Annotated in this window: 17 protein-coding genes; 9 read left to right on the top strand and 8 right to left on the bottom strand. The window is 55.6% G+C overall.

Annotated elements, in window-relative coordinates; all coding sequences use genetic code 11:
- Positions 1-84: 84 nt before the first annotated feature.
- From O1Q98_RS03370 to yebS, 4 genes are all read right to left on the bottom strand, one after another.
- Entirely contained in the window at positions 85-279 is a 195-nt protein-coding gene (locus tag O1Q98_RS03370) for a YdfD/YebW family protein (RefSeq protein ID WP_125259218.1), read from the bottom strand.
- Between the two features lie 76 nt (positions 280-355).
- Positions 356-1,795: a 16S rRNA (cytosine(1407)-C(5))-methyltransferase RsmF gene (gene rsmF, locus O1Q98_RS03365; protein WP_423201730.1), complete on the bottom strand. Its 1,440-nt coding sequence runs from the start codon at positions 1,793-1,795 to the stop codon at positions 356-358.
- Between the two features lie 180 nt (positions 1,796-1,975).
- Complete coding sequence (locus O1Q98_RS03360) at positions 1,976-4,600, bottom strand: PqiB family protein (RefSeq protein WP_125259220.1); 2,625 nt, start codon at positions 4,598-4,600, stop codon at positions 1,976-1,978.
- A gap of 12 nt (positions 4,601-4,612) precedes the next feature.
- Complete coding sequence (yebS, locus tag O1Q98_RS03355) at positions 4,613-5,881, bottom strand: membrane integrity lipid transport subunit YebS (RefSeq protein ID WP_125259221.1); 1,269 nt, start codon at positions 5,879-5,881, stop codon at positions 4,613-4,615.
- A 414-nt stretch (positions 5,882-6,295) separates the two neighbouring features.
- Here yebS and O1Q98_RS03350 point away from each other — a divergent pair, with 414 nt between their 5' ends.
- From O1Q98_RS03350 to prc, 3 genes are all read left to right on the top strand, one after another.
- Positions 6,296-6,802 carry a GAF domain-containing protein gene (locus tag O1Q98_RS03350; RefSeq protein WP_125259222.1) on the top strand — a complete coding sequence of 169 codons (507 nt, stop codon included), beginning with the start codon at positions 6,296-6,298 and terminating at the stop codon, positions 6,800-6,802.
- A gap of 84 nt (positions 6,803-6,886) precedes the next feature.
- Positions 6,887-7,618, top strand: coding sequence for an RNA chaperone ProQ (proQ, locus tag O1Q98_RS03345; RefSeq protein WP_125259223.1), 732 nt, complete (start codon positions 6,887-6,889; stop codon positions 7,616-7,618).
- Positions 7,619-7,637: 19 nt separating this feature from the next.
- On the top strand, positions 7,638-9,659 hold the full coding sequence (gene prc / locus O1Q98_RS03340) for a carboxy terminal-processing peptidase (protein WP_125259224.1): 2,022 nt from the start codon (positions 7,638-7,640) through the stop codon (positions 9,657-9,659).
- Positions 9,660-9,778: 119 nt separating this feature from the next.
- Here prc and O1Q98_RS03335 read toward each other — a convergent pair whose 3' ends face one another.
- From O1Q98_RS03335 to narX, 3 genes are all read right to left on the bottom strand, one after another.
- Entirely contained in the window at positions 9,779-10,834 is a 1,056-nt protein-coding gene (locus tag O1Q98_RS03335; protein ID WP_125259225.1) for a DUF481 domain-containing protein, read from the bottom strand.
- Positions 10,835-11,188: 354 nt separating this feature from the next.
- Positions 11,189-11,791, bottom strand: a complete 603-nt coding sequence (gene narL / locus O1Q98_RS03330; protein ID WP_416232413.1) for a two-component system response regulator NarL — start codon at positions 11,789-11,791, stop codon at positions 11,189-11,191.
- Between the two features lie 82 nt (positions 11,792-11,873).
- Entirely contained in the window at positions 11,874-13,685 is a 1,812-nt protein-coding gene (narX, locus tag O1Q98_RS03325) for a nitrate/nitrite two-component system sensor histidine kinase NarX (RefSeq protein WP_125259227.1), read from the bottom strand.
- A 371-nt stretch (positions 13,686-14,056) separates the two neighbouring features.
- Between narX and O1Q98_RS03320 the strand changes: the two genes are divergently transcribed.
- Positions 14,057-15,448: a NarK family nitrate/nitrite MFS transporter gene (locus tag O1Q98_RS03320; RefSeq protein WP_125259228.1), complete on the top strand. Its 1,392-nt coding sequence runs from the start codon at positions 14,057-14,059 to the stop codon at positions 15,446-15,448.
- Between the two features lie 111 nt (positions 15,449-15,559).
- Here the strand turns inward: O1Q98_RS03320 and blaCAR are convergent, their stop codons facing one another.
- The gene (gene blaCAR / locus O1Q98_RS03315) at positions 15,560-16,564 is read right to left on the bottom strand and encodes a CAR family subclass B3 metallo-beta-lactamase (RefSeq protein WP_240632745.1); all 1,005 of its coding nucleotides are present in this window, start codon (positions 16,562-16,564) and stop codon (positions 15,560-15,562) included.
- Positions 16,565-16,713: 149 nt separating this feature from the next.
- Between blaCAR and O1Q98_RS03310 the strand changes: the two genes are divergently transcribed.
- The 5 genes from O1Q98_RS03310 to narI all read left to right on the top strand — a co-directional run bounded on the left by O1Q98_RS03310 (position 16,714) and on the right by narI (position 24,664).
- Positions 16,714-17,604, top strand: a complete 891-nt coding sequence (locus tag O1Q98_RS03310; protein WP_125259229.1) for a LysR family transcriptional regulator — start codon at positions 16,714-16,716, stop codon at positions 17,602-17,604.
- 334 nt (positions 17,605-17,938) lie between these two features.
- Positions 17,939-21,709, top strand: coding sequence for a nitrate reductase subunit alpha (locus tag O1Q98_RS03305; protein ID WP_125259230.1), 3,771 nt, complete (start codon positions 17,939-17,941; stop codon positions 21,707-21,709).
- Positions 21,709-23,271 (top strand): nitrate reductase subunit beta, encoded by a 1,563-nt coding sequence (narH, locus tag O1Q98_RS03300; RefSeq protein WP_125259231.1) that lies wholly within the window; start codon positions 21,709-21,711, stop codon positions 23,269-23,271. Before O1Q98_RS03305 ends, narH begins: the two co-directional genes overlap by 1 nt.
- A complete protein-coding gene (gene narJ, locus O1Q98_RS03295) occupies positions 23,268-23,987 on the top strand; it encodes a nitrate reductase molybdenum cofactor assembly chaperone (protein WP_125259232.1) in 720 nt (239 codons plus the stop codon). The genes narH and narJ overlap by 4 nt, the downstream gene beginning before the upstream one ends.
- Entirely contained in the window at positions 23,987-24,664 is a 678-nt protein-coding gene (narI, locus tag O1Q98_RS03290) for a respiratory nitrate reductase subunit gamma (protein WP_125259233.1), read from the top strand. The genes narJ and narI overlap by 1 nt, the downstream gene beginning before the upstream one ends.
- Positions 24,665-24,698 lie beyond the last annotated feature (34 nt).

The following is a 24,698-nucleotide window of genomic DNA, read 5'->3' as shown; positions in this document are numbered from 1 at the left end:
GTGATTACTGATGGCATGGTGATTACTGATGCACGGTGAAGGCAGCGCAAGCGAGGCGACGCCGGTATATTGGCGTCGGTTGGGTTATTGGCGGTCGCGGTATTCGTGAGCGGGCCGCCAATATCCGTGATGGAATTCATCCAGCGGAAAACAGCCGCCATTTCGTATTTGCTGTTCTTCCATGGCACTCAGGCACTGTGGCTCATTGATATAGGTTCCGGCCACCAGACTCTCGCAATGCCCTCCGAGGTAACAGACAAAAATCACCAGTGCGAACATGACGCCTCCGGGACGTTAACGTACAGCGTTGTCTTGAGTGAGAGTGTAGCCGAAAAACCGCGTCAGGGCGTTTCGCTCATGCGGATGGCGCAGAGATCGACGTGATACCGGCACCGTCACGCACCAGATCGCGCGGGAGCGTGTTCTTCAGGCGAGTGCCGACCGGCTTACTCAACCCCAGCGCTATCTGATCCCAGCGTAACAACACCTCATCGCGTCCAACTGGCGTGTCAGGGTAAATATCCTTTCCCTGAAACCAGTCAATCACCTGTTGCGTATTCAATGCCAGATTCGGCGCTTGCCCGACGACGCCTAAAGCAATAATCGCTTCATGCTGCCAGCGGTAGCCTTTGCCGATCCGCTCGGCAAGTTTGATACCCATGCGTGAAAATCGCATTTTGCCCAGCAGCGGATGTAAGGCTACGGGGAATAACCAAATTTCATCGTCACGCTGCCAGAGCTGTAATTGGTGTTCATGCCAGAATAAACCGCGTTGTTGCGCCGCCTGTCGTAACGGCAAGGCGTCTTTAGGCGAGAGGGGCGTGAACGGGAGTTTACCAAGCTTATAACGAGGTTCTGGCAACGCCGGGACACGGGCCGTTTTACGTAAGCGGGCGACGAAAAACCCTTCACTGTCATAAATTTGCGGGAAGACATGCAAGAAACCCTCTTCCGTTAACGCGTGCTCTGCCTGTGGAAACAGTGAGCCCAGTGATTCAACGGTGCAGGCTTCTGGAAACTGGTCTAGTAACCAGCGGCAGACATGCTGATTTTCCTGATGATTGAGGGTGCAGGTGGAGTAAATCAGTACCCCGCCGGGTTTCAGGGCGTGAAATGCGCTTAAGATCAATTCTCGCTGAGTTGTGGCGATTTCATCGATGCTTTCAGGCGACCAATGGCTCATGGCCGCCGGGTCTTTACGAACCACGCCTTCACCAGAGCAGGGCGCATCGAGCAGAATGGCATCGAAAGTGTCAGGCAGCGCGGCACCAAAAACCCGGCCATCAAAGTGTGTCAGCGCCGTATTACTGACGCCGCAGCGGTGCAAATTAGCATGTAGCACCTTGACCCGACTCGCCGAGTATTCATTGGCAACAATCAAGCCGTGGTTGTGAAGATGTGCTGCGATTTGCGTGGTTTTTGACCCCGGCGCTGCCGCCATATCCAGCACACGTTTTTCGTCAGGCTTTTCGTCAGGCTCGGCGTCATGCGGCGTCTGCATGAATAACGCGCTGACAGGCAACATCGAGCTGGCCTCTTGAATATAAAACAGGCCGCAGAGGTGTTCTAAGGTATTGCCCAGCCGCAGAGTATCATCGTGCGTTTGTTGCAGCCAAAACCCCTCCTGGCACCATGGGATGGGGTGTAATTCCCAGCCGTATGGCGTCACCCGCTCCAGGAATTCCGCGACGCTAATTTTTAATGTATTGACGCGAATACTGCGCCGCAGCGGGCGCTGGCAGGCGGCGATGAAATCATCCATAGCAAGATGAGCAGGCATGATGGCTTGCATCATGCTGAGAAATTCGGGCTTGAGAGCAGAAGACGAAGTGGCCTTGGTCACGGTATGGTTTCCGTTACAACAACAATCGAAGCCGGGATTTTATCATATTCGGGTGTGATTTGAGGCGTGATGAAGGAATGCGGCTCACCCGCATGGTGCGGGTGAGCGTTGCGGCACGGGTGAGGTGAGGAATTAACGTTCGGGCAGCGCGGTGCCCCAGTCACGCCAGCCATTCGGTTCCTCGTTATGTAACAGGAAATGTTTGCCGGGAAGCGTGGCGGGGGCTAATGGCGTTGCCGGTGGTGTAGCAAAAGCGATACCACCGCGAATAAATTGCTGGAACGTACCGCTTTTGATGACGCCGCCGGTTAAGCCAAACTGTAAGTTATAGCCCGAGGCCAGCCAAAAGACCGAGTTGTCACGCACCAGTTGTGCGTGACGTTTGCTGATGCGTAATGCCACCGATACCCGGTCGGATAACGGGCCGAGCGTCAGGCCAGTCACCGTCCCGACTTCAATGCCCCGGAACAGCACCGGTGTCCCTATCTGTAGCGAACCCGCTTCAGCGGTGTCTACGCTGATATTGAGCCCATCCTGATAGCGCGAATCTGAAATGGTGGCTTTTTGCAGCTCAAAGCTACGCGTCTGGGCACCGTTGCCCGGATCGGCATTAATGTAGGGCTGAATCAAGGTTTCCAGATGATTGACGCCAGCGGCGGAAATCTCCGGCGTGACAACGGAAAAACGCGTGCCGGTACGGGTAAAGTGGCGCACATATTCAGGGTATAGCACGGCTTGTACCTGCACTTCGTCGCGCCGCTCGGAGAGTTTCAGTGATTCGAGCTGACCGATATCAATGCCGAGATAACGGATGGGCATACCGGCAGAGAGCTTACTGGCATCATACGTGCGAAGCGTAATGCGGCTGCCGATTGCGCGAGCTGCCGTTTCGTTACTGTACAGTGGCCGTCGGGCGGCCTGCACGTCGGCGGCACCGTCAACATTATCAAAACTGATAGCGCCTTTCAGGGCCCGACTCAACGGCGAGGCTTGTACCGTTAAACCGGCACCATTGAGCTGTACTTTCGCGCCGCCTTCGGCCCAAAAAACGCTATTCGCCGTCAGTAACTTACGGTATTCGGGGCGGATGGCGACATCAATGGTGAACCATTCTGCATCCGGGCGAATACGCGTGATTTCGCCCACCGGGAATTTGCGATACAGCACCAGCGAACCTTCTTGTATATCCGGCAGGCTGTCGGTTTGCAGCGTGAGCGTTGTCGCAAGCGAGGCGCCGGTAACGCCAGCGCTGGCTTTTTCTTTATCGCTATATAACGGGTAGCGGGATTGCGGCTCGCCACTGCGACCAGGGAGTACCGTCACGCCGCCATTGAGCCACTCTTGCGCGCTGGCGCCCAGCACCTGTACGCCATCCAGCCCCAGTTTGACATTGACCTGACTGCTGGCGATGAACTGGCTGTCCTGGTGCAGTAAATGGCGATAGTGGCCGTCAATGACGGCGGTGAAATTCACGCCGTTATCGCCGAGGGTGCGGCGTACTATCTGGCCGATTGTCACGCCGTGCAGTATCACCGGCTGGCCGCTGTCGATGCCATAACTCTGGCTGGCCGTCAGTTCAATGCGCAGTGCGCCGGGTTGTTGTAACGCTTGTTGCATGGCATCTGCCACGGCAAAATGCTGTCTGGGCTCGCCGTCGCCGGGGATCAGCGTGAATGTTGTGCCGCCCAGCAGGGCGGGCAGGTTCATTTGTGCCAATGAGAGCCTGGGTGACGCCAGTTCGATGCGTGTTTGTTCGCGCAATAAAGGGACGACTGATGGGTCAACAATCAGCTCGCCGGTCACACGCTGATTGTCGCCTAGTGATAAACGTTGCAATGTACCGACTTCGAGCCCCTGATACAGCAGCGGGGTACGCCCGGCGTGCAGACCATCGCCGGAAGGTAAATCCAGCGTTATCTGTACCCCACGCTGGCTTTGCGCTAAATCCGGGTACAGGTCGTAGCTTTGGTCGGCTGGCGCGGCGTCTCCCTGTTCCGGTGAGTCAAAGGCCACGGCACCATTGACCAATGCAGACAGGTTTTGCATCTCAATTGTCGCTCCGCTCAGGCTAACGTCAGCTTTGAGGCCTGAGATATTCCAAAACCGACTGCTCTTTTTAACCAGTGCGGTAAAGCGGCGATCGATCAACACATCAATCACCACTCCGCGATGATCCGGGTTGACGCTATAGTCATATACCTTTCCGACCGGGATTTTACGAAAATACACCAGTGAGCCGATATTCAGTGAACCCAGGTCGTCTGCCCGCAAATGCACCAATAATTCGCCGCTATTTACCCGGTATTTAGGCTGTGTATCCTGCGCAACGAAGTGGCGAGAGGGCGAACCAGTGCCGGGCAGCATGCCGATGTAATTACCGCCAACCAGCGCATCAAGCCCGGAAACACCGGCCAGCGAAGCCTTGGGCGTCACCAGCCAGAATTGTGTCGAGCTGCGCAGCGCCTCTTTCATGTCGTTGCGAATACTGGCGATGACTTGAATGGTGCGCAGGTCATCACCGAGTTTTATGCTGCGCACCGTGCCCACTTCCACCCCCTGATAACGTACCGGGGTGCGGCCAGGCACAATGCCATCTGCCGAGACAAAATCAATCGTAATCGTCGCGCCTCGTTCTTGCTGGTTGGTATAAAGTAGCCAGCCTGCGATGAGTAACGCGACCAGCGGCAGCAGCCAAAACGGCGAGAGCCGACGGCGGGTTTTGATTTTGGCTTCGCCTGACGGCGTTGGGGTGTGCATGGTTATTTCACATTACTCCACATCAGTTTTTGCTCCACGTCTGTTGGCATCCCACATCAATCGGCTATCCAGCCACTCAACAGACAATATTGTCAGTATGACCGCCGCGCCAAAATAGAATGCCGCTGGCCCCATCGTGAAGGCCAGTAACTGGTCACGATTAACCAGAGACATTGTCAGCGCGATAACAAATAAATCCAGCATTGACCAGCGCCCAACCCAGCGCATGGCGCGTAGCAGCCGCATACGTATCAGCAAACCGCGCTGCGCCTGCATGTGGATACTGAGCAGCAGCGATGCCGTAACCAGGACTTTGCAAAATGGCACCAGAATACTGGCAATAAACACAATCACCGCCACCGGGACATTACCACTTGCCAGCGACACAATGCCCGACAATATCGTGTCTTCACGCCGCACGCCATTGACGTAGATTATTGAAATCGGGAGTAGATTGGCGGGGATGAGCAGAATCACCGCCGCCAACAGCGCTGACCAGGATTTTTGCAGGCTATAGGGGCGGCGAGCCGTCAGTGGAACATGGCAGCGCTGACAACGCCCTCGAGGGTCTGGAACCTGGGTAAAATGACACGAGAGGCAAACGCAGGCCTGCGCCGGAAGCGATCGCAATGGCCGTTGGGGATAGAAACGTTGCCAGAGTTGCTCAGGGTTGAGATGGATGAGCGTCAGTAGACTTAGCACCATCAAAAGAAGAAAAGCTATCAACCCCTGACCGGCGATAACTTCAGAAAATTCACGGACTTTAATTGCGGAAACTGCCATACCGACCAGGTAAACATCAAGCATCACCCACTCTTTGAGGCGGGCAAACAGCAGCAACGCCGGGCGCAAGTTCATGCCAATGCGCGGGGCGAAAAACAGGTATAACAGCGCGGTCACGAGCGTCAGCGGTGCGCCGATGGTGCAGAACGCGACCATGCTGGCGGTAAGCGGGTGGCCCTGACGCGTGATTTGCCAGATGCCTTCCAGCAGGCTGGCGCTGATCGATACGCCAAACAACTGGATATTAATCAGCGGTTCGGTATAGGCAAACGGCATCAATAGCAATATGGCCATCGCCATGGCGGCGAGGCGCGTAATTGACCAGTCCCGCCCGCTGGCGATAGGGGCTTCACAGCGAGGGCAATAGCCATGCTGATGGCGTTTTAGCTCCGGCAGTGTGAAGGGCGCGTCACAGTGCGGGCAACGCCGTTGCCGTAGCAAGGGGGCGTGGATGGTATCGACCGGCCCGTTAGCAGGGGGCATGTTATAAATTTTCATATTTCCTGCGGGCAGGTTAACAGGACAGGTATTATCATAGTGTAACTGAATGATGCATGACACAAAATCACTGCTACGCTGGTGGTTTAGGCGCGAGCCGGATTGGTGCCGTGCATCTATGTTTCTCTTGTCTGTTTCTCTTGTATGTCCCTCTTGGGGAAGGCCTTGGAGACGGCATTGGGGAAGATGTACCGGCTCTTGGGTCGTCGTCAGGTGTATCGCGTGGGATGACACCGCGTGAATGCCGGATGAGGTCATGTGAGGGGCATGTAATAGGCCATATGAATAGGTCATGTGAATAGTTGGGCTCGCAACAGAAATCCTGTAGCATCTCTATCCGATTCTCTCATGTCATTACCGTGTTGCCTGAGCGATAAGCAGGCGATAAAAATATTTTTTCCGATTTGCAAGAATATGAAAAAAGAACAATTTTACGATGAGCTGGTGCGCGATCTGACGGCATTAATTGCGGGAGAAGATCGCTTTATTACTCTGTTGTCAAACAGCAGTGCGTTGCTGTTTGAGCGTCTGGAAGCGGTGAATTGGGCCGGTTTTTACCTGCTGGAGGGAGATACGCTGTTTTTGGGGCCATTCCAGGGGCGACCTGCCTGTGTACGCATTCCCGCCGGAAAAGGCGTTTGTGGCCGTGCAGTAGCTGAAAACCGCATACAGCGGGTGGGTGATGTCCATGCGTTTCCCGGCCATATCGCGTGTGATGCCGCCAGTAATGCGGAGATTGTCCTGCCGCTGGTGGTCGATAATGTGCTGGTTGGCGTGCTGGATATCGACAGCGTCGCTTACGAGCGCTTTGATAGCGCGGATGAGCAGGGGCTGAAGGCTGTGGCAGCCGTGTTATGCCAGCAATTATCACAGAGTGATATGCTGACTTTCATTAATTCTCGTATGTTGCGACAAGGATAACGTGGCAATTGCCGATGGCGTCATTATAATGACGCCTGTTCATGCCTGCGCTGGTTGGCAAACCCGTTGTAATCAGGAAATTTCATGGAAAATCAACCTAAGTTGAACAGCAGTAAAGAAGTGATCGCTTATCTGGCAGAGCGTTTTCCGCTCTGCTTTACGATTGAAGGTGACGCGCGTCCGTTAAAGATCGGCATTTTTCAGGACTTGGTAAGCCGAGTCTCCGAATCTGAGCACGTCAGCAAAACACAGTTACGCTCTGCACTGCGTCTGTATACGTCGAGCTGGCGCTATCTGTACGGCATAAAGCTGGGTGCCCAGCGCGTTGATCTGGATGGCAACCCTTGCGGTGAGCTGGAACAGCAGCATGTTGAGCACGCGCGTAAGCAGTTGGAAGAAGCCAAAGCCCGCGTACAGGCGCAACGCGCTGAACAGCAAGCGAAACGACGTGAGTCGGGCGAAGCTGAACCCGCGCGCCCCCGTCCGGCTGGCAAAGGTGCGCCACGCCGTGAGCGTGAAGGCGCTGCCAATACGCCGCGTAAACCCCGTCCGGCTTCCCGTCATGCATCCTCTTCACCTGCCCCTTCATCCGTTGCCGACAGCAAACCTCGCCAGCCGAAACCGGCGCGTGCGGTGACGCCTGAGCGTCAAAGCGTAACGGATATTTCCAGCCTGAAAATTGGCCAGGAAATCAAAGTCAGGGCTGGCAAAAACGCCATGGATGCGACTGTGCTTGAGATAGCCAAAGACGGAGTCCGGGTGCAACTGGCTTCCGGTCTGGCAATGATCGTACGCGCAGAACATTTGCAGTTCTGATACGGAGGCCAACCAGGGCATGAACACTTTTGTCAAAGCAACCGCTTTAAGTTTATTGTTGCTCTCCGGGTATGGTGTTGCCAGCGAAACCATCACTCGTGAAGATCAGCTTCCGCAGCTACAACCGGAAGCGCAACACTCGACCGTCAGTGAGCGCGTCGCATCGCGTTTCCTGCGATCTCACTATCGTCAGTTCATGCTGGATGCACAGTTCTCTGGCAAGATCTTCGATCGTTACCTCAATATGCTCGACTACAGCCACAATACGCTGTTGGCGTCTGACGTGGCGCAATTTGCCGATCAGAAAGCACAGTTGGGTGACGATCTGAAAAACGGCAAACTGACCCTGCCGTATACCATGTATAACCTGGCGCAGAAGCGCCGGTTCGAGCGCTATCAGTATGCGCTCTCCCTGCTGGAAAAACCGGTCAATGTGAATGGCAGCGATGTCATTGATTTAGATAGGGCTAAAGCACCCTGGCCGCAGAATACACCAGAGCTCAATGCGCTGTGGGACGCCAAGGTCAAATACGATTGGTTGAGCCTGAAGCTGACCGGGAAAGCAGACGCTGAAATCAAAGAGACGCTCACTAAGCGTTATCAGTTCGCCATTCGTCGGTTAGCGCAGACTAACAGTGAAGACGTATTCCAGATGGTGATGAATGCGTTTGCGCGTGAAATAGACCCGCACACCAGCTACCTGTCACCACGCAATACCGAGCAGTTCAACACCGAGATGAGCTTGTCTCTCGAGGGGATCGGCGCTGTGTTGCAAATGGATGAAGACTATACGGTGATTAACTCGATGGTGCCCGGCGGCCCGGCGGCGAAGAGCAAACGCATCAGCGTGGGCGATCGCGTTGTTGGCGTGGGTCAGGCGGGTAAACCGATGGTGGACGTGATTGGCTGGCGTCTGGATGATGTGGTCGCGCTTATCAAGGGGCCGAAAGGCAGCAAAGTGCGCCTGGAAGTGCTGCCCGCCGGTAAAGGTACTAAAACGCAGCAGATTACTCTGACCCGCGAGCGTATCCGCCTTGAGGATCGCGCGGTGAAAATGTCGGTAAAAGAGGCCGGGAAAGATAAAGTTGGCGTGCTGGATATCCCTGGGTTCTATGTCGGGCTGACGGATGATGTGAAAGTTCAGTTGCAGAAACTGGAAAAAGAGCATGTCAGCAGCATTATTATCGATCTGCGTGGCAACGGTGGTGGCGCGTTAACTGAAGCCGTCAGCTTATCGGGGCTGTTTATTCCAAGTGGGCCAGTCGTTCAGGTGCGTGATAATAACGGCAAGATTCGGGAAGACAGTGATACCGACGACACGCTCTATTACAAAGGGCCGCTGGTGGTACTGGTCGATCGTTTCAGTGCGTCGGCATCGGAAATCTTTGCCGCTGCAATGCAAGATTATGGCCGGGCGCTGATTGTCGGGGAGCCGACGTTTGGTAAGGGCACGGTGCAACAGTACCGCTCAGTCAACCGAATCTACGATCAGATGCTGCGCCCGGAGTGGCCTGCGCTGGGGTCGGTGCAGTACACCATCCAAAAATTCTATCGTATCAATGGCGGCAGTACGCAGCGTAAAGGCGTCACGCCGGATATCATCATGCCGACGGGTAATGAGGTGGTGGATACCGGTGAGAAGTTTGAAGATAACGCATTGCCGTGGGACAGTATCAAGCAGGCTAATTATGCGGTGATGGGGGATGTGAAGCCGATACTGCCGGGATTGCTTGAGCAGCATAATGCCCGTATCGCCAAAGACCCAGAATTCCAGTTTATTCAGCAAGATGTGGCGCGTTATCAGGAGATGAAAGAGAAACGCAACCACGTATCGCTGAATCTGGCGCAGCGCCAGAAGGAAAATAACGAGGATGAGTCAAACCGGTTGATGCGTATCAACGATCGGTTGAAGCGTCAGGGTAAACCGCCGTTAAAATCACTGGATGATTTGCCGAAGGATTATCAGGACCCAGATGCCTATCTGAGCGAGACGGTGCAAATCGCGGAAGACCTGTCAAAAACCGTGGCTAAACCTCAGTGAGGATATAACGGTTATAGCAGTTGGCGTTTAATAAAAAGCCCGGTTTAAAAACCGGGCTTTTTTTCGTTCAGGCTATTCGTTCAGGTTATTGCCTTAGGGCTCAACGCGGGCGGTGGTGATTACCAGCCGACGCCTAAACCGAGCGTATAGAGCGTGTCGTTTACGTTACCCTGAATGCTTTCGGTACGGTTGCGAGACACTTTCATGCTGACGGAAGACCAGTCGGTAACTTTCAAGCGCACGCCAGCACCGGCTTTGATGTAGAGAGGGGTGGTACTGTCAAACGAACGTCCCACTTCGCCGTCAGTAAACAGTTCAGTCCGTTTACTAAACAAGAAACGGCTATAGTTCCATTTCAGGCCGCTGGAGTAGAAGTTATCTTCAGTGTCATTGCGATAGATGAAGGTCTGGGAGTTGACCAGCGTGGTGACAGAGAATGACCCCAGATCGTTATCCCAGAACTGATAACCCGGACCTGTACCGACTGAGCGGTTGATCTTGATGTTTTCTATCCAGTCACGTTTATACTCGTAGCGACCCTGCCAGAACCAATGCTCATCGATGAACTTGTCCAGCGCGTATTCGCCTGCCGCATTCTTGGTGCTTTCCACCTTATCTTCTTTCGCCATGTGGTAGCTGGCGTCAAGATTGTGACGCCAGGTGCCATGGCGCAGGCGAGTGTTCAGCGTAACATCGCGGTTATCGGTTTCTGTGGAGCTTTTCTTATGGGCCAGGCTGACGTCAACGTTGCCTTTCCAGGAGAAATCTTCCACCCAACGGCGTGGCACTACCATTGAGTTAATGTCGGATAACGGCAGCGTTTCCTGACCGGCGCTGACCTGCTGGCCGTCTACGCTTGCAGGTTGGGCAACGATAGCGCGTGAATTCTCAGACGCTTTGATGGCCGGGTAGAGCACCCCTTTTTCATAGCGTTGACCTTGAATGACCAACCCGTGATCGGTCTGGAACGTTTTTACTTTGTCCCAGGTGACGGATACGGTGTCAGCATAATCAGTTTTGATAAACAGTTTGCCGCTATCGAGCAGCGTGATCTGGCCGCTGATTTTGTCGCCATTGGTTAACCAGACGGTATCTGCATAGCTTGCAGACATGCCAGTAACGCTGAGTGTGACAAACAGACTCAGTGAAGAAAGAACGTGTTTGGAATGTGTCATGATGTCAGATAAAACAGTGGGTGACTAAAAAGTGAAAGACGCCGTCCAGCGGCGCAGCCGCTGCATCGATATGCCGTTTTTTCTTCCGGCGGGCAAACATTAACAGGAATTGCGTTTTGTCTCTAGGTATAAGTGCGACGGAATTAGAATTGAAATTGTTATAAACGATGTGGTTAATGATTTACGGCTATAACGGTGATGGCTATCACAGTCTGCCACCACCGTGGTGCGGATAGCGTCAGACCGCGTTGCGCGATGGGGTAAAGCGTGGTGCCAGACAGCGCTTTTCGGCATCAAAGCATGAAAGCATCAAAGCATGAAAGCGGGGCAAGGGCTGAGGCCGCCCTTTCCCGGTTAAAAAATCTTTTCCTGCACCACCCACACTGCGGCTTCGACTCTGGAGCGCAATTTCATCTTTTTCAGCAGGTGTTTTACATGGACTTTCACCGTGCTTTCCGTGATGTCCAGTTTGCGGGCAATCACTTTATTAGGCAGCCCCTGGGCAATCAGCTTGAGAATATCTTTCTCTCGCGGAGTGAGGAGTTGAATATCCCGCGTGTCGCTGCTGCGCGCCTCTCGCAGGCTGGCTGCCAACACCGGCGTGAGCGTATCACTGAGCACCATTTTTCCGGCCGCCGCCTGATGCAGGGCGACTAACAGATCTTCCGGCTCCATGTCTTTGAGAAGATAACCGTCTGCGCCGCCTCTAAAGGCGTTGATCACATCCTCTTCGTGGTTGGATACGGTAAACACCACAATTCGACCGGAAAGCGCGGTCTCGCGCAGACGTGACAGGGTGGCCAGGCCGTTCATACCGGGCATGTTCAAATCCAACAGCACCAGGTCTGGGTCAAGCTGTGCGGCTAGTTCAACCCCTTGCTCACCGTGGCTGGCTTCGCCGACCACCCGTAAATCAGGCGCCATACTGAGTAATTGTTTGACGCCGTTACGTAACATGGGGTGATCGTCGATAAGCAGTACCGTCGAGGTGTCATCGCTTATTGACGGGGTGTTATCAGGCCTCTCCTCAGAGAAATGGTCAGGCATGCTGTTCTCCTGTTAGAACGTTAGGCTGGCGGTAGTCGGCCAGAAAGCGAACACAGACTTCTGTGCCGCCGGACACAAGCCGTGCAAGGGTGAGTTCACCATTCAGGCTGCGAGCGCGATCGCGCATGATAATCAGGCCATAGTGATTCAGGCGCGAGGCATCATCGCTGATGCCGATACCGTTATCGCGTACCTGCAATTCAATGTGCCCTTGATGCTGGCGCAGCGTAATGGTGACGGCGCTGGCTTGCGCGTGCTTGTAAATATTGCTCAGGGCTTCGCGGATGATTTGCAGTAGATGGATACCCTGATGCGCTGAAACGGACTGTAACGGCAGTAGATAGTGCAGTTCAATGTCATAACCCAGACGCGAATTAAACTCGGTGACGGTCGCGCGTAGCGCGGCCAGCAGCCCTGATTCTGATAGCTGAAGCCGAAAGGTGGTGAGCAATTCCCGCAATTGTCGGTAGGCGGTGTTAATTTCATCGCGCATAGCGGCTAACTGTTGTTGCACATCATCAGGCAGGGCGGTGTGCTGCATTTGCAGGCAACTGAGCTGAATTTTCAGGCATGAAAGTGATTGAGCGATAGAGTCGTGCAATTCACGTGCAATGGTGGCGCGCTCTTCCATTAGCATCAGTTGTTGGCGGTGGCTGGATTGCCGCTCCAGCGCCAGCGTGCCGGTCAACTGTTCGAGCAGGGTATTAAGGAGTTGATGCTGGTCTGGGCTCAGTGATTGTTGGGCGGGCATCCACGCCAACACGCGGCCATAGCGTCCCAGTTTGTCGTGCAAATCCCAGCTTACCGGTTTTCCCTCTTCGGGTTGCGAAGGGGCCAGCCGGTGACATGCCCGTGGGCAGTGGTTATCCGGGCAGGTTTGTGGGTCAGGCAGGTGGGTCAACCCTGACGCAGTCAACTGCGGTTGATGATTATCTTCATACAGTTGCAGGCGGATATCATAAAGCGGGATCAGGACACTGAGCTCATCCAGTACCGGTAGCAGGCGACTGCACAGCGGCGCGCTGGTGTGCAGGCGGCGACTGGAGCGATAAAGAAACGCCAGCGTTTCATTTTTTTGCCGTAAATCTGCCGTTTTTTCTGCGACCCGGCGCTCCAGCGAGCGGTACATAGCGGAGAGTTCATCCGACATGGTATTCAGTGTGTGTGCCAGCGTACTCATCTCATCGTGACCACGCAGGGCGACACGCTGTGTAAATTCGCCCTGACCAATGGCCCGGGCCATGGCCATCAGTTTATGTAGCGGGGAGAGCAAGCGGTGGCGCAAATAAAAAAAGGTCAACAGCAGTAGCAATAGCATGATGCCGATAAACACCCTTTGCACCTGAGTGGCCACGCGCAAGTGGGCTTCGGTTTTTTGGTCGATACTGAGCACCAGCGCATCCAATTGATGGACAAAATCAGCGACGGCGGCGCTGGCGTCATGAGGGTGTGAGGCCTGTCGCAACTGCGGTTTGAGTTGTGCGGCCCAGTAGTGTTGTAATGCCGTTAAGCCCGCGCCCAAATTTTCGCGCGCGACCGCTTGTTGCAAATCATCGCTGTAGGCGTCTTGTTCCAAATCCTGCAAATAGCGTTGGCTCTCGCCATCGAGTGGCAGCAGCGAGAGCAAGCGGTAACTTTGCATGCGCAGTGAACCGGCTTTGTTGATGGCGTGCGCGTTTCCCTGAATTCCCTGAGACATCCAGCTCGACACCGCCATTCCTGCGATACCCAGCAAACCTTGTAGCAACATCAGCAGGACAACCTGGTTGACCAGCGAGAGAGGGAACCGAAAGCGTCTGAACATCGGGAAACCGCCTGTACGAAAGAGAGTGCGTCTGTGCAGCGGCAAGCCGACCAGAAACTGGCCGATAAACCGCTATCCGCGTCGCTATGGCATTTTTTCTTATTTTGGTTCACAACCCCATACCTATAAAGGGGTAATCCCGAATTTCCAGTGTGTTCGCGTGGTGGGAGTACACGGTGAGGTTTTTGGTGTAATCAATTGAAATTAAATAATTATATTGTGTGATAAATCATACTCCTTTGGAAGTGGGCGAGAGGTGGCGGCATTTTTCTACCTGCCGGGGGGTTGATGCACATCAACGTTGCCGGGTACAGACCTTCTAATGTGGCGCCTGAGGATAGGGCTCTTTTCTGATTTGAGGCTTGTGATATATGACGCACTCCACTACTACGCCAGATTCGTCACAACAGACGGTTATCCGGGAATGGCGACCGGAAGATCCACAATTTTGGCAACAGTCAGGGCGTCATATAGCCCGACGCAATCTTTGGATTTCAATACCTTGCCTGTTGTTGGCCTTCTGTGTCTGGATGTTGTTTAGCACCGTTGCTGTCAACCTGAACAAGGTTGGCTTTCATTTTAGTACCGACCAACTGTTTATGCTGACGGCGCTGCCATCGGTATCCGGCGCGCTGCTGCGCGTACCTTACTCGTTTATCATTCCGCTGGCGGGCGGGCGGCGCTGGACGACATTCAGCACGATAATCCTGATCATTCCCTGTGTGTGGCTGGGGTTTGCCGTACAAAATCCGCAAACCGACTATAACGTGTTTATCATCATCTCCCTGTTATGCGGGTTTGCCGGTGCTAACTTTGCTTCCAGCATGGCCAATATCAGCTTCTTTTTTCCCAAAGCGCAGCAAGGTAGCGCGCTGGGATTAAACGGTGGCTTCGGTAATCTGGGCGTCAGCGTGATGCAACTGTTGGTGCCGGTGGTGATTTTCCTGCCGGTGCTCAGTTTTACCGGCAAGGGCGTGGTTCAACCGGATGGCAGCCAGGTGTGGTTGCAGAATGCCCCCTGGGTCTGGGTGCCGCTGTTGCTGATCGCGTCGGCGGCCGCCTGGTTTGGTATGAACGATCTGTCTACCGCTAAGGCGTCGTTGCGCCAGCAGTTGCCGGTACTCAAGCGCGCGCATTTATGGATACTCAGCGTGCTGTATTTATCGGCGTTCGGCTCATTCATCGGCTTCTCTGCCGGGTTTGCCATGCTGTCGAAAACCCAGTTCCCGGATGTGATTATTCTGCATTATGCCTTCTTTGGCCCGCTGCTGGGCGCACTGGCAAGGCCGGTGGGCGGTATGCTGTCAGACCGGTTTGGCGGCGTGAAAGTCACGCTCATCACCTTTATGTTGATGGCCGTGTTGTCCTTACTGCTGTTTACGGCGCTGCCGGGAGAAAACCAGCCGGGGTCTTTCCTGCTGTTCTTTGGCATTTTCATGCTGCTGTTTTTAACCGCCGGACTGGGTAGCGGCTCAACGTTTCAGATGATTGCGGTGATTTTCCGTGGCCTGACTCTTGCCCGCGTCACCGCAGCCGGTGGCAGTGAAGAGCAAGCGCAGCGCAGCGCGGTGACGGATACCGCTGCGGCGTTAGGGTTTATCTCCGCTATCGGCGCTATCGGCGGCTTTTTCATTCCGAAAGCGTTTGGTACTTCACTGGCGCTGACCGGCTCACCGGCTGGGGCGATGAAAATCTTTGTGCTGTTCTATGTCGCCTGTGTGCTGATTACCTGGCTGTGCTACGGACGTAAAGCACGTAAATAACCGGGCAAAGTGACGGGACGATAACAACGAGGTAGCGCCACGCTACCTCTGTTATTGTCAGCGTTAACCCCTTCCTTGGGAGAGGGGGGGCGGGCCTCAACGGTGGGGCGATTATTGCGTTACCGGTGCTTTTTGCTGCTCAAGGTGCAGGCGTTGTTCGGCCTGTGCGCGCGCGTCATCAAGCTGTTTTAGTAAATCCGCCTGATTGACCAGTGGGTGCGTTTCACCGCTGTGATGGCTGGCCAGTTGCGCGCGTTTTTCCGTCAAGCCGGTATTAAATGGATGCGCGGTAAGATGGACGGAAATGGGGTGCGCGGGGTCAGAAACCAGCCGTTTAAGCCGGTCGATACTGGCGATATAGGCGTCAACCTGACGCGCGTTTTCGATAGCGTTTAATCCCATACCGCCGACGGTCAGCGCGCGATAGGTGTTCGCGCCATCTTTGACATCAAACGCATAAGAGGTGGTTCCCCAGGTATGGCCCGGCGTCGCGTAGGCATAAAACGTGGTGTCGCCGACGGTAAATGCCTGCCCGTCCTGCGCCACAATGTCAGCGTGTTCCAGCATTTTCCATGGCCGAGCCGAGTGTTGTGACTGGCTGGCGTCTTTTTGCGCTTCATCCCAGCCCGCCTGAGTCATGACAAATCGCGCTTTACTCAACGCCTTGATTTTATACGCGCCACCCACATGGTCGAAATGGCCATGGGTCATCAACACCAGTTTGATCTCCGCTGGATCAACGCCGATTTGCCGGATGTTAGCCAGCAGTTGATCAACATACGGCTCATGTAACGTATCAATTAATACCGGGCCTTCACTGGTTTTGATAAGCCAGGCCGACACCCAGCAGATGCCGACGAAATAGACGTTATCAAACACCTTGTAGGGCGCGATCTGTTGCTCCTGACGATTGTTTAGCCACTGCCCCAGCGCGGGCGGTAAGCGCCCGGTACGGCCAAATTCGGCGAATTGCGCGTTAATCGCATCCGATGGGCAACCCGATAACGACGACGATGCGCCTTTTGGCTCGGGAGACGATGGTGTTTGCGCCAGTGTGCTGACGGGCAGAGACAGTAAGAGGGTACTTAGGCTTGGAACGAGGTATTTTTTTAACATAATCAATCTCATAACACGAATATTAAGCTGTTGCTTATGATTATGGCTTCCTGACATGACCGAATAAACCCTAGAATGCGCCATAGTTTGTTGCATCATTCGGTCAGTTACATCATGCGGTCAGTTGCATCAGGGATAATAGGAGCGAGATGGATCGTCTCATTGCGATACGGGTATTTGTGACGGTGGCGGATTTGGGTAGCCTGACGGCGGCGGCGAATAAGCTTGATATGTCGCGCTCAATGGCGACACGTTATATCGCCACCCTTGAGCACTGGTTAGGGGCGCGATTACTACACCGCTCCACACGCAGTCTGGGATTAACCAGCATCGGTAATGACATGCTGGCGCGCTGCCGCCAGATTTTGGCGTTATCGGAGGATATGACGGCGCTGTGTAGCCACCATGATAATGAACCGCACGGCGTTATCCGCATCGCCAGCAGCGTCTCATTCGGTCAATCCTATCTGGCGCAGGCGCTGGGCCGTTATCGCACCCGCTATCCGCGCATGACAACCGAACTGATATTGACCGATCGCACTATTAAACTGGTGGAGGAACGTATTGATTTAGCGCTTGAGATAACCAATACGCCGGATGATAACCTGATAGCCAGACGGTTGGGCCAGTGCGCTTCGGTTGTCTGCGCTGCACCGGCGTATCTGGCTACGCATGGCCCTCTGCTCACACCGCATGATCTTAGCCAACACGCCTGTCTGAACCATACCCGGCTTGGCCCGGCATGGTCTTTTAGCGACAGCCTTAGCGGTGAGCGGTTCAGTGTGCCCGTTGCCGGGCGAGTGGTGGCGAATGACACGCTGGTGCTGCTTAACGCTGCGCTGGCCGCCGAAGGCGTGGCGTGTCTGCCGGAGTTTGTGGTTCACTCTGCATTGCAATCCGGCGAGCTTGTCGCCGTGCTGACCGATTACCAGACCGGATCGCTTGGGATTTACGCATGCTATGCCTCTCGGCGTCACATGCCTGCTGCGTTACGCTGCTGTCTGGATTTTCTGGCGCAAGATTTGTCGGCATCGGGCTGATGACCAGAAGGCGTTAAGGGCAAATGCGGGTGGGATGTCCGGTTACGCGGCCGATGACATTCTACTACCTCCAAAGAGTCTCCATGAGCAAATGTCACCTGACCTTATCATTTCATTCCTAAAAATTTCCTTTTTTATCAGTTAATTAAGTGTTTTCTCCCTGATGCCTCTTTGGTGGTATTTTCGCCACCCCCACCACAAGCCGGCCCCTGAGGGCTTGATCGCTGTCAAGTTCAGGCCGCTCCTCGCTGGCTACCCTACGCGGTAGTGAGCAATACCCACGTGTACTTCTATAACGACAGGAGCCGTCAGGTTCCGTAGCAGGAGAGTCCGGATGAGCAAATTTCTTGACCGGTTACGTTATTTCAAACAGGTGGCCGAGCCGTTTTCCGGCGATCACGGTCAGACGTTGAATACCAATCGTGACTGGGAGGACGGCTACCGCAGCCGCTGGCAACATGACAAAGTGGTGCGTTCGACGCATGGCGTCAACTGTACCGGTTCGTGCAGCTGGAAGATTTACGTCAAAAACGGGCTGGTCACTTGGGAGACGCAGCAGACCGATTACCCGCGCACCCGGCCCGACCTGCCGAATCATGAACCGCGCGGCTGCCCACGCGGTGCCAGTTATTCCTGGTATCTCTACAGCGCCAATCGCCTGAAATACCCGATGATGCGTAAACGCCTGATGAAACTGTGGCGTGAAGCGCGTCGGCACCATGCCGACCCGGTCGATGCCTGGGCGTCTATCGTCGGTGATGCCAATAAAACGAAAGAATACAAGCAAGTCCGTGGTCGCGGTGGTTTTGTGCGTGCCGACTGGCAGGAAGTGAATGAGCTGATTGCTGCTGCTAACGTCTATACCGCGAAAACGTTCGGCCCAGACCGCGTGATAGGCTTTTCACCGATCCCGGCGATGTCGATGGTGTCTTACGCCGCCGGTGCCCGTTACCTGTCGCTGATGGGCGGGGTGTGCCTGAGCTTTTACGACTGGTATTGCGACCTGCCGCCCGCCTCACCGCAAACCTGGGGCGAGCAAACCGACGTGCCGGAATCGGCCGACTGGTATAACTCATCGTATATTATTGCCTGGGGCTCCAACGTCCCGCAGACCCGTACTCCTGATGCGCATTTCTTTGCTGAAGTGCGCTACAAAGGCACCAAAACCGTCGCCATTACCCCGGATTACGCCGAAATCGCCAAACTGTGCGATCAGTGGCTGAACCCGAAACAGGGCACCGACAGCGCGCTGGCGCTGGCGATGGGCCACGTTATCCTCAACGAGTTCCATCTCAGGCAGCCGCGTCAGTATTTTACCGATTACGTGCGCCGCTATACCGACATGCCGATGCTGGTGCTGCTGGAGCCGCGTGCCGATGGCAGCTATGCCGCCGGACGTTTACTGCGCGCCGCTGACCTGGTGGGCAATCTGGGCGAGGAAAACAACCCGGAATGGAAAACCATCGCCATTGATGAAACCACCGGCGAGCTGGTGGCACCGCAGGGTTCTATCGGTTATCGCTGGGGCGAACAGGGTAAATGGAACCTGGAAGCGCGTGAAGGCGGAAGCCAGCGCGAAGTGAACCTGCAACTGAGCTTGCTGGGCCACCATGACGAGGTGGTATCCGTCGGCTTCCCCTATTTTGGCGGGGCGGCCAGTGAACATTTTGCCAGCGTCGCACTCGATGAGGTGCTGCTGCATCAGTTGCCGGTGAAACACCTGACGCTGGCCGATGGGCAGCAAGGGTTAGTCACCAGCGTTTTTGACCTGACACTCGCCAACTACGGTGTGGATCGCGGCCTGAACGACGAACAATGCGCCAGCGATTACGATCAGGTGAAAGCCTATACCCCGGCGTGGGCCGAGCAAATAACCGGTGTGTCACGGCAGAACATTATTCGTATTGCGCGCGAATTTGCCGACAACGCCGACAAAACCCATGGCCGGTCGATGATCATCGTCGGTGCCGGGATGAACCACTGGTATCACCTCGACATGAACTACCGTGGCATCATCAATATGCTGATCTTCTGCGGCTGTGTCGGGCAGAGCGGTGGCGGCTGGGCGCACTATGTTGGCCAGGAGAAACTGCGCCCGCAAACCGGCTGGTTGCCGCTAGCGTTCGGGCTGGACTGGCAGCGTCCGCCGCGCCACATGAACAGCACCTCGTTTTTCTATAACCACTCCAGCCAATGGCGTTATGAAACCGTCGCGCCGCAGGAATTTTTGTCACCGCTGGCGGACTCGTCACGTTTTAGCGGCAGCCTGATTGACTTTAACGTGCGCGCCGAGCGTATGGGCTGGCTGCCGTCTGCGCCGCAACTGGGGGCCAACCCGCTGCATATCGCCGGGCAGGCTGCCGCCGTTGGCATGTCGCCGCAGGATTTTACCGTGGCGGAGCTGAAAACCGGTCGCCTGCGTTTTGCTGCCGAACAACCGGACAACCCGCAAAACTTTCCGCGTAACCTGTTTATCTGGCGCTCCAACCTGCTGGGTTCTTCCGGTAAAGGCCATGAATACATGCTTAAGTACCTGCTGGGCACCGAACACGGTATCCAGGGGCAGGATTTAGGCGAGCAGGGTGCCGTAACGCCGGAAGAAGTGGAATGGCGGGCGCAAGGTGGTGAAGGCAAGCTGGATCTGGTGGTGACGCTGGATTTCCGTATGTCCAGCACCTGTCTCTATTCCGACATCGTGTTGCCGACCGCTACCTGGTATGAAAAAGACGACATGAACACCTCGGACATGCATCCGTTCATTCATCCGTTGTCGGCAGCGGTTGACCCGGCCTGGGAGTCGAAAACCGACTGGGAAATCTATAAAGGGCTGGCGAAAACCTTCTCCCGCGTGTGTCAGGGCCACCTTGGGGTCGAAACCGATGTGGTGACACTGCCCATCCAGCACGACTCCGCCGCCGAACTGGCGCAGCCGCTGGGCGTGAAAGACTGGAAAAAAGGCGAGTGTGACCTGATTCCGGGGAAAACCGCGCCGCACATTATGGTGGTGGAGCGCGACTACCCGAACCTGTATGCCCGCTTTACCTCACTTGGCCCGTTGCTGGATAAACTCGGCAACGGCGGTAAAGGCATTAGCTGGAATACCCAAAACGAAGTGGATTTCCTCAAACGCCTGAACCGCGTGCAGGAAGAGGGCGCGGCAGCCGGTCGCCCAAGAATCGACAGCGCCATCGATGCCGCCGAGGTGATTTTGTCGCTGGCGCCGGAAACCAACGGCCAGGTAGCGGTGAAGGCCTGGGATGCGTTGAGTAAAGTCACCGGGCGCGATCACACCCATCTGGCGCACCCGAAAGAAGACGAGAAAATCCGCTTCCGCGATATTCAGGCGCAGCCGCGCAAAATTATCTCCAGCCCGACCTGGTCTGGCCTTGAAGATGAGCATGTCTCTTACAACGCCTGCTACACCAACGTGCATGAGCTGATCCCGTGGCGCACGATTTCTGGCCGTCAGCAGTTGTATCAAGACCACGAATGGATGCGCGCCTTCGGCGAAAGCCTGCTGGTGTACCGCCCGCCGGTGGATACCCGCGCGGCACAGCCGTTGCTGAACAAAAAGCCCAACGGCAACCCGGAAAAAGCGCTCAACTTCCTGACGCCCCATCAGAAGTGGGGGATTCACTCCACCTATAGCGAAAACTTGCTGATGCTGACGCTTGGGCGCGGTGGCCCGATTGTCTGGCTGAGTGAGGACGATGCCCGCGAGCTGAATATTGCTGACAACGACTGGGTGGAAGTGTTCAACGCCAATGGTGCGCTGACGGCACGTGCGGTGGTGAGCCAGCGTATTCCCGCCGGGATGACCATGATGTACCACGCGCAGGAGCGCTTGGTAAACCTGCCGGGCTCGGAAATTACCGGCCAGCGCGGTGGTATCCATAACTCGGTGACGCGCGTTTGCCCGAAACCGACCCATATGATTGGCGGTTACGCTCAACTGGCTTACGGCTTTAACTATTACGGCACCGTCGGTTCTAACCGCGATGAGTTTGTGGTGGTTCGCAAAATGAACCGCATCGACTGGCTGGATGAGGACAGCCATGACGACCTGTCTTCCCATGTGCAACCTCATCTGCAGGAGAAAGCCTGATGAAAATTCGTTCACAAGTCGGCATGGTGCTGAATCTGGATAAATGCATTGGCTGTCATACCTGTTCAGTGACCTGTAAAAACGTCTGGACCAGCCGTGAAGGGGTGGAGTACGCCTGGTTTAACAACGTGGAAACCAAACCGGGCACCGGCTACCCGCATGCCTGGGAAGATCAGGACAAATGGAAGGGCGGCTGGATCCGTAAGATCAACGGTCGGCTGGTGCCGCGTATGGGCAACCGCATCGGCGTGTTGTCGAAGATTTTCGCCAACCCGGATGTGCCCGCGCTGGATGACTACTACGAGCCGTTTGACTACGACTACGCGCACCTGCAACGCGCCGGTGAAAGCCGGCATCAGCCGGTGGCGCGCCCGCGCTCGCTGGTGACGGGCCAGCGCATGGAGAAGATCGAAAACGGCCCGAACTGGGAAGACGATCTGGGCGGCGAGTTCAGCAAACGCTCGCAGGACAAGAACTTCGACGACATGCAAAAAGCCATGTACGGCGAGTTCGAAAACACCTTCATGATGTACCTGCCGCGCCTGTGCGAACACTGCCTTAACCCGGCGTGTGTCGCCACCTGCCCGAGCGGGGCGATTTACAAGCGCTCGGAAGACGGCATTGTGCTGATCGACCAGGATAAATGCCGTGGCTGGCGTATGTGCCTGACCGGTTGCCCGTACAAGAAAATCTACTTCAACTGGAAGAGCGGCAAATCGGAAAAATGTATTTTCTGCTATCCGCGCATCGAATCCGGTATGCCGACGCTGTGCTCGGAAACCTGCGTGGGCCGTATCCGTTATCTGGGCGTGCTGCTCTACGATGCCGACCGCATTGAACAGGCGGCCTCCACAGAGAGTGAAACCGACCTGTATGGCCGCCAGTTAGACATTTTCCTCGACCCGCATGACCCCGAGGTGATTGCACAGGCGCAGCGTGATGGTATTGCGCTCAGTGTGATTGAAGCCGCACAGCAGTCGCCGGTGTACAAACTGGCGGTGGAATGGCAACTGGCGCTGCCGCTGCACCCGGAATACCGCACACTGCCGATGGTATGGTACGTGCCGCCGTTGTCACCGATTCAGTCAGCGGCCGATGCGGGCAATCTGGCGCACAGCGGCGTGCTGCCGGACGTCGAGAGCCTGCGTATTCCGGTGCAGTATCTGGCCAACCTGCTGACGGCGGGCGACACCCGCCCGGTGCTGCGCGCGTTGCGGCGCATGCTGGCGATGCGTCATTACAAACGGGCGCAGACTGTCGAGCAGATAACCGATATCAGTGCGCTGGAGCAAGTGGGGCTGACGCAGTCTCAGGCTGAGGAGATGTACCGCTATCTGGCGATCGCCAACTATGAAGATCGCTTCGTGGTGCCGTCCAGCCACCGTGAACTGGCGCGTGAGGCCTTCCCGGAAGCGCATGGCTGTGGCTTTAGCTTCGGCGATGGCTGCCACGGCAGCGATTCCTCGTTCAACCTGTTCAACAGCCGCCGTATCGACGCCATCGACGTCACCAGCAAAACCCAGACCATGGGTGAGCGGCGCATGCGGGAGAACAAGTCATGATCAGTCTTCGCGTTATCGCCCGGCTGCTGGAGTACCCGGATGCGGAACTGTGGCAACAGCGTCAGGAGATGCTGGACGCGCTGGAGCAGGCCGACGAGCTGCCGCTGCGCCAAAGTGCGCAGTTGCTGCAATTCATCGGCGACTTTTATCAGGGCGACCTGCTGAATAGGCAGGCGCGCTACAGCGAGCTGTTTGATCGCGGTCGTGCGCTGTCGTTGCTGCTATTTGAACACGTCCACGGTGAGTCGCGCGACCGTGGTCAGGCGATGGTGGACTTGCTGGCGCAGTACCGTGAGGTTGGGCTGGAGTTGGATTGCCGCGAACTGCCGGACTTCCTGCCGCTGTATCTGGAGTATTTGACGCTGCGTGAGCCGCAGGCGGCGTGTGATGGGTTGCGTGATATCGCGCCAATCCTGACGCTGCTGGCCGAACGCCTGCGCCAGCGCGACAGTGACTATGCGCTATTGCTGGAGTTGCTGCTGACGCTGGCTGCCTGCGCGCCATCAAACGAGGCGGTGGCGGTGAAAGTGGCGCAAGAAACCCGCGACGATACGCCGCAGGCGCTGGATGCCGTGTGGGAAGAGGAGCAGGTGCGTTTTCTGGCTGATGCCGGTTGCGCGCCCGCGCAGCAGACGCGCCATCAGCGTCGGTTTGCCGACGCCGCGACACCACATTATCTGAACCTTGACGCGTCACCGGTCAAAGGAGAGTGCTGATGCATTACCTCAATCTGTTTTTATTCGATATCTACCCTTACATTGCCGGTGCGGTTTTTCTGGTAGGCAGTTGGCTGCGTTATGACTACGGTCAGTACAGCTGGCGCGCCGGTTCCAGTCAGATGCTCGATAAGAAAGGCATGCGACTGGCGTCAAACCTGTTTCATCTGGGCATTCTCGGCGTGCTGGGCGGCCACTTTCTCGGCATGATGACGCCGCACTGGATGTACGAGTCGTTTTTGCCGTTGGAGGTGAAACAGAAGATGGCGATGTTAGGCGGCGGCACCTGCGGCGTGTTAACGCTGGTTGGTGGGGCGTTGTTGCTAAAACGGCGTTTGACCAATCCGCGCGTTCGCGCCACGTCCAGCACCGGCGACATCTTGATTTTGACCTTGCTGGTGATTCAGGCAGCGTTAGGGCTGTTGACCATCCCGTTCTCTGCCCAGCATATGGACGGCAGCGAAATGATGAAGCTGGTCAACTGGGCGCAAGCGGTGGTGACATTCCGGGGCGGCGCATCCGCCTATCTGGACGATGTGGCCTTTGTGTTTCGCGTGCATCTGGTGTTGGGCATGACGCTGTTCCTGCTGTTCCCATTCTGCCGTCTGGTGCATATCTGGAGCGCGCCGGTTGAATACCTGACCCGCCGTTATCAACTGGTGAGAAATCGTCGCTAATCGCCACGAACTCATCGTCATGAATAATGCTACC

This window comes from Dickeya lacustris (assembly GCF_029635795.1).
Taxonomy (GTDB): domain Bacteria; phylum Pseudomonadota; class Gammaproteobacteria; order Enterobacterales; family Enterobacteriaceae; genus Dickeya; species Dickeya lacustris.
The sequence above is the reverse complement of the archived record's forward strand: the minus strand, read 5'-3'. Positions and strand labels throughout refer to the sequence as shown.

Coding starts and splice junctions, on each gene's coding strand:
- O1Q98_RS03370 (WP_125259218.1), bottom strand. CDS start 279: ATGTTCGCACTGGTGATTTTTGTCTGTTACCTCGGAGGGCATTGCGAG.
- rsmF (WP_423201730.1), bottom strand. CDS start 1,795: ATGATGCAAGCCATCATGCCTGCTCATCTTGCTATGGATGATTTCATC.
- O1Q98_RS03360 (WP_125259220.1), bottom strand. CDS start 4,600: ATGCACACCCCAACGCCGTCAGGCGAAGCCAAAATCAAAACCCGCCGT.
- yebS (WP_125259221.1), bottom strand. CDS start 5,881: ATGAAAATTTATAACATGCCCCCTGCTAACGGGCCGGTCGATACCATC.
- O1Q98_RS03350 (WP_125259222.1), top strand. CDS start 6,296: ATGAAAAAAGAACAATTTTACGATGAGCTGGTGCGCGATCTGACGGCA.
- proQ (WP_125259223.1), top strand. CDS start 6,887: ATGGAAAATCAACCTAAGTTGAACAGCAGTAAAGAAGTGATCGCTTAT.
- prc (WP_125259224.1), top strand. CDS start 7,638: ATGAACACTTTTGTCAAAGCAACCGCTTTAAGTTTATTGTTGCTCTCC.
- O1Q98_RS03335 (WP_125259225.1), bottom strand. CDS start 10,834: ATGACACATTCCAAACACGTTCTTTCTTCACTGAGTCTGTTTGTCACA.
- narL (WP_416232413.1), bottom strand. CDS start 11,791: ATGTTACGTAACGGCGTCAAACAATTACTCAGTATGGCGCCTGATTTA.
- narX (WP_125259227.1), bottom strand. CDS start 13,685: ATGTTCAGACGCTTTCGGTTCCCTCTCTCGCTGGTCAACCAGGTTGTC.
- O1Q98_RS03320 (WP_125259228.1), top strand. CDS start 14,057: ATGACGCACTCCACTACTACGCCAGATTCGTCACAACAGACGGTTATC.
- blaCAR (WP_240632745.1), bottom strand. CDS start 16,564: ATGTTAAAAAAATACCTCGTTCCAAGCCTAAGTACCCTCTTACTGTCT.
- O1Q98_RS03310 (WP_125259229.1), top strand. CDS start 16,714: ATGGATCGTCTCATTGCGATACGGGTATTTGTGACGGTGGCGGATTTG.
- O1Q98_RS03305 (WP_125259230.1), top strand. CDS start 17,939: ATGAGCAAATTTCTTGACCGGTTACGTTATTTCAAACAGGTGGCCGAG.
- narH (WP_125259231.1), top strand. CDS start 21,709: ATGAAAATTCGTTCACAAGTCGGCATGGTGCTGAATCTGGATAAATGC.
- narJ (WP_125259232.1), top strand. CDS start 23,268: ATGATCAGTCTTCGCGTTATCGCCCGGCTGCTGGAGTACCCGGATGCG.
- narI (WP_125259233.1), top strand. CDS start 23,987: ATGCATTACCTCAATCTGTTTTTATTCGATATCTACCCTTACATTGCC.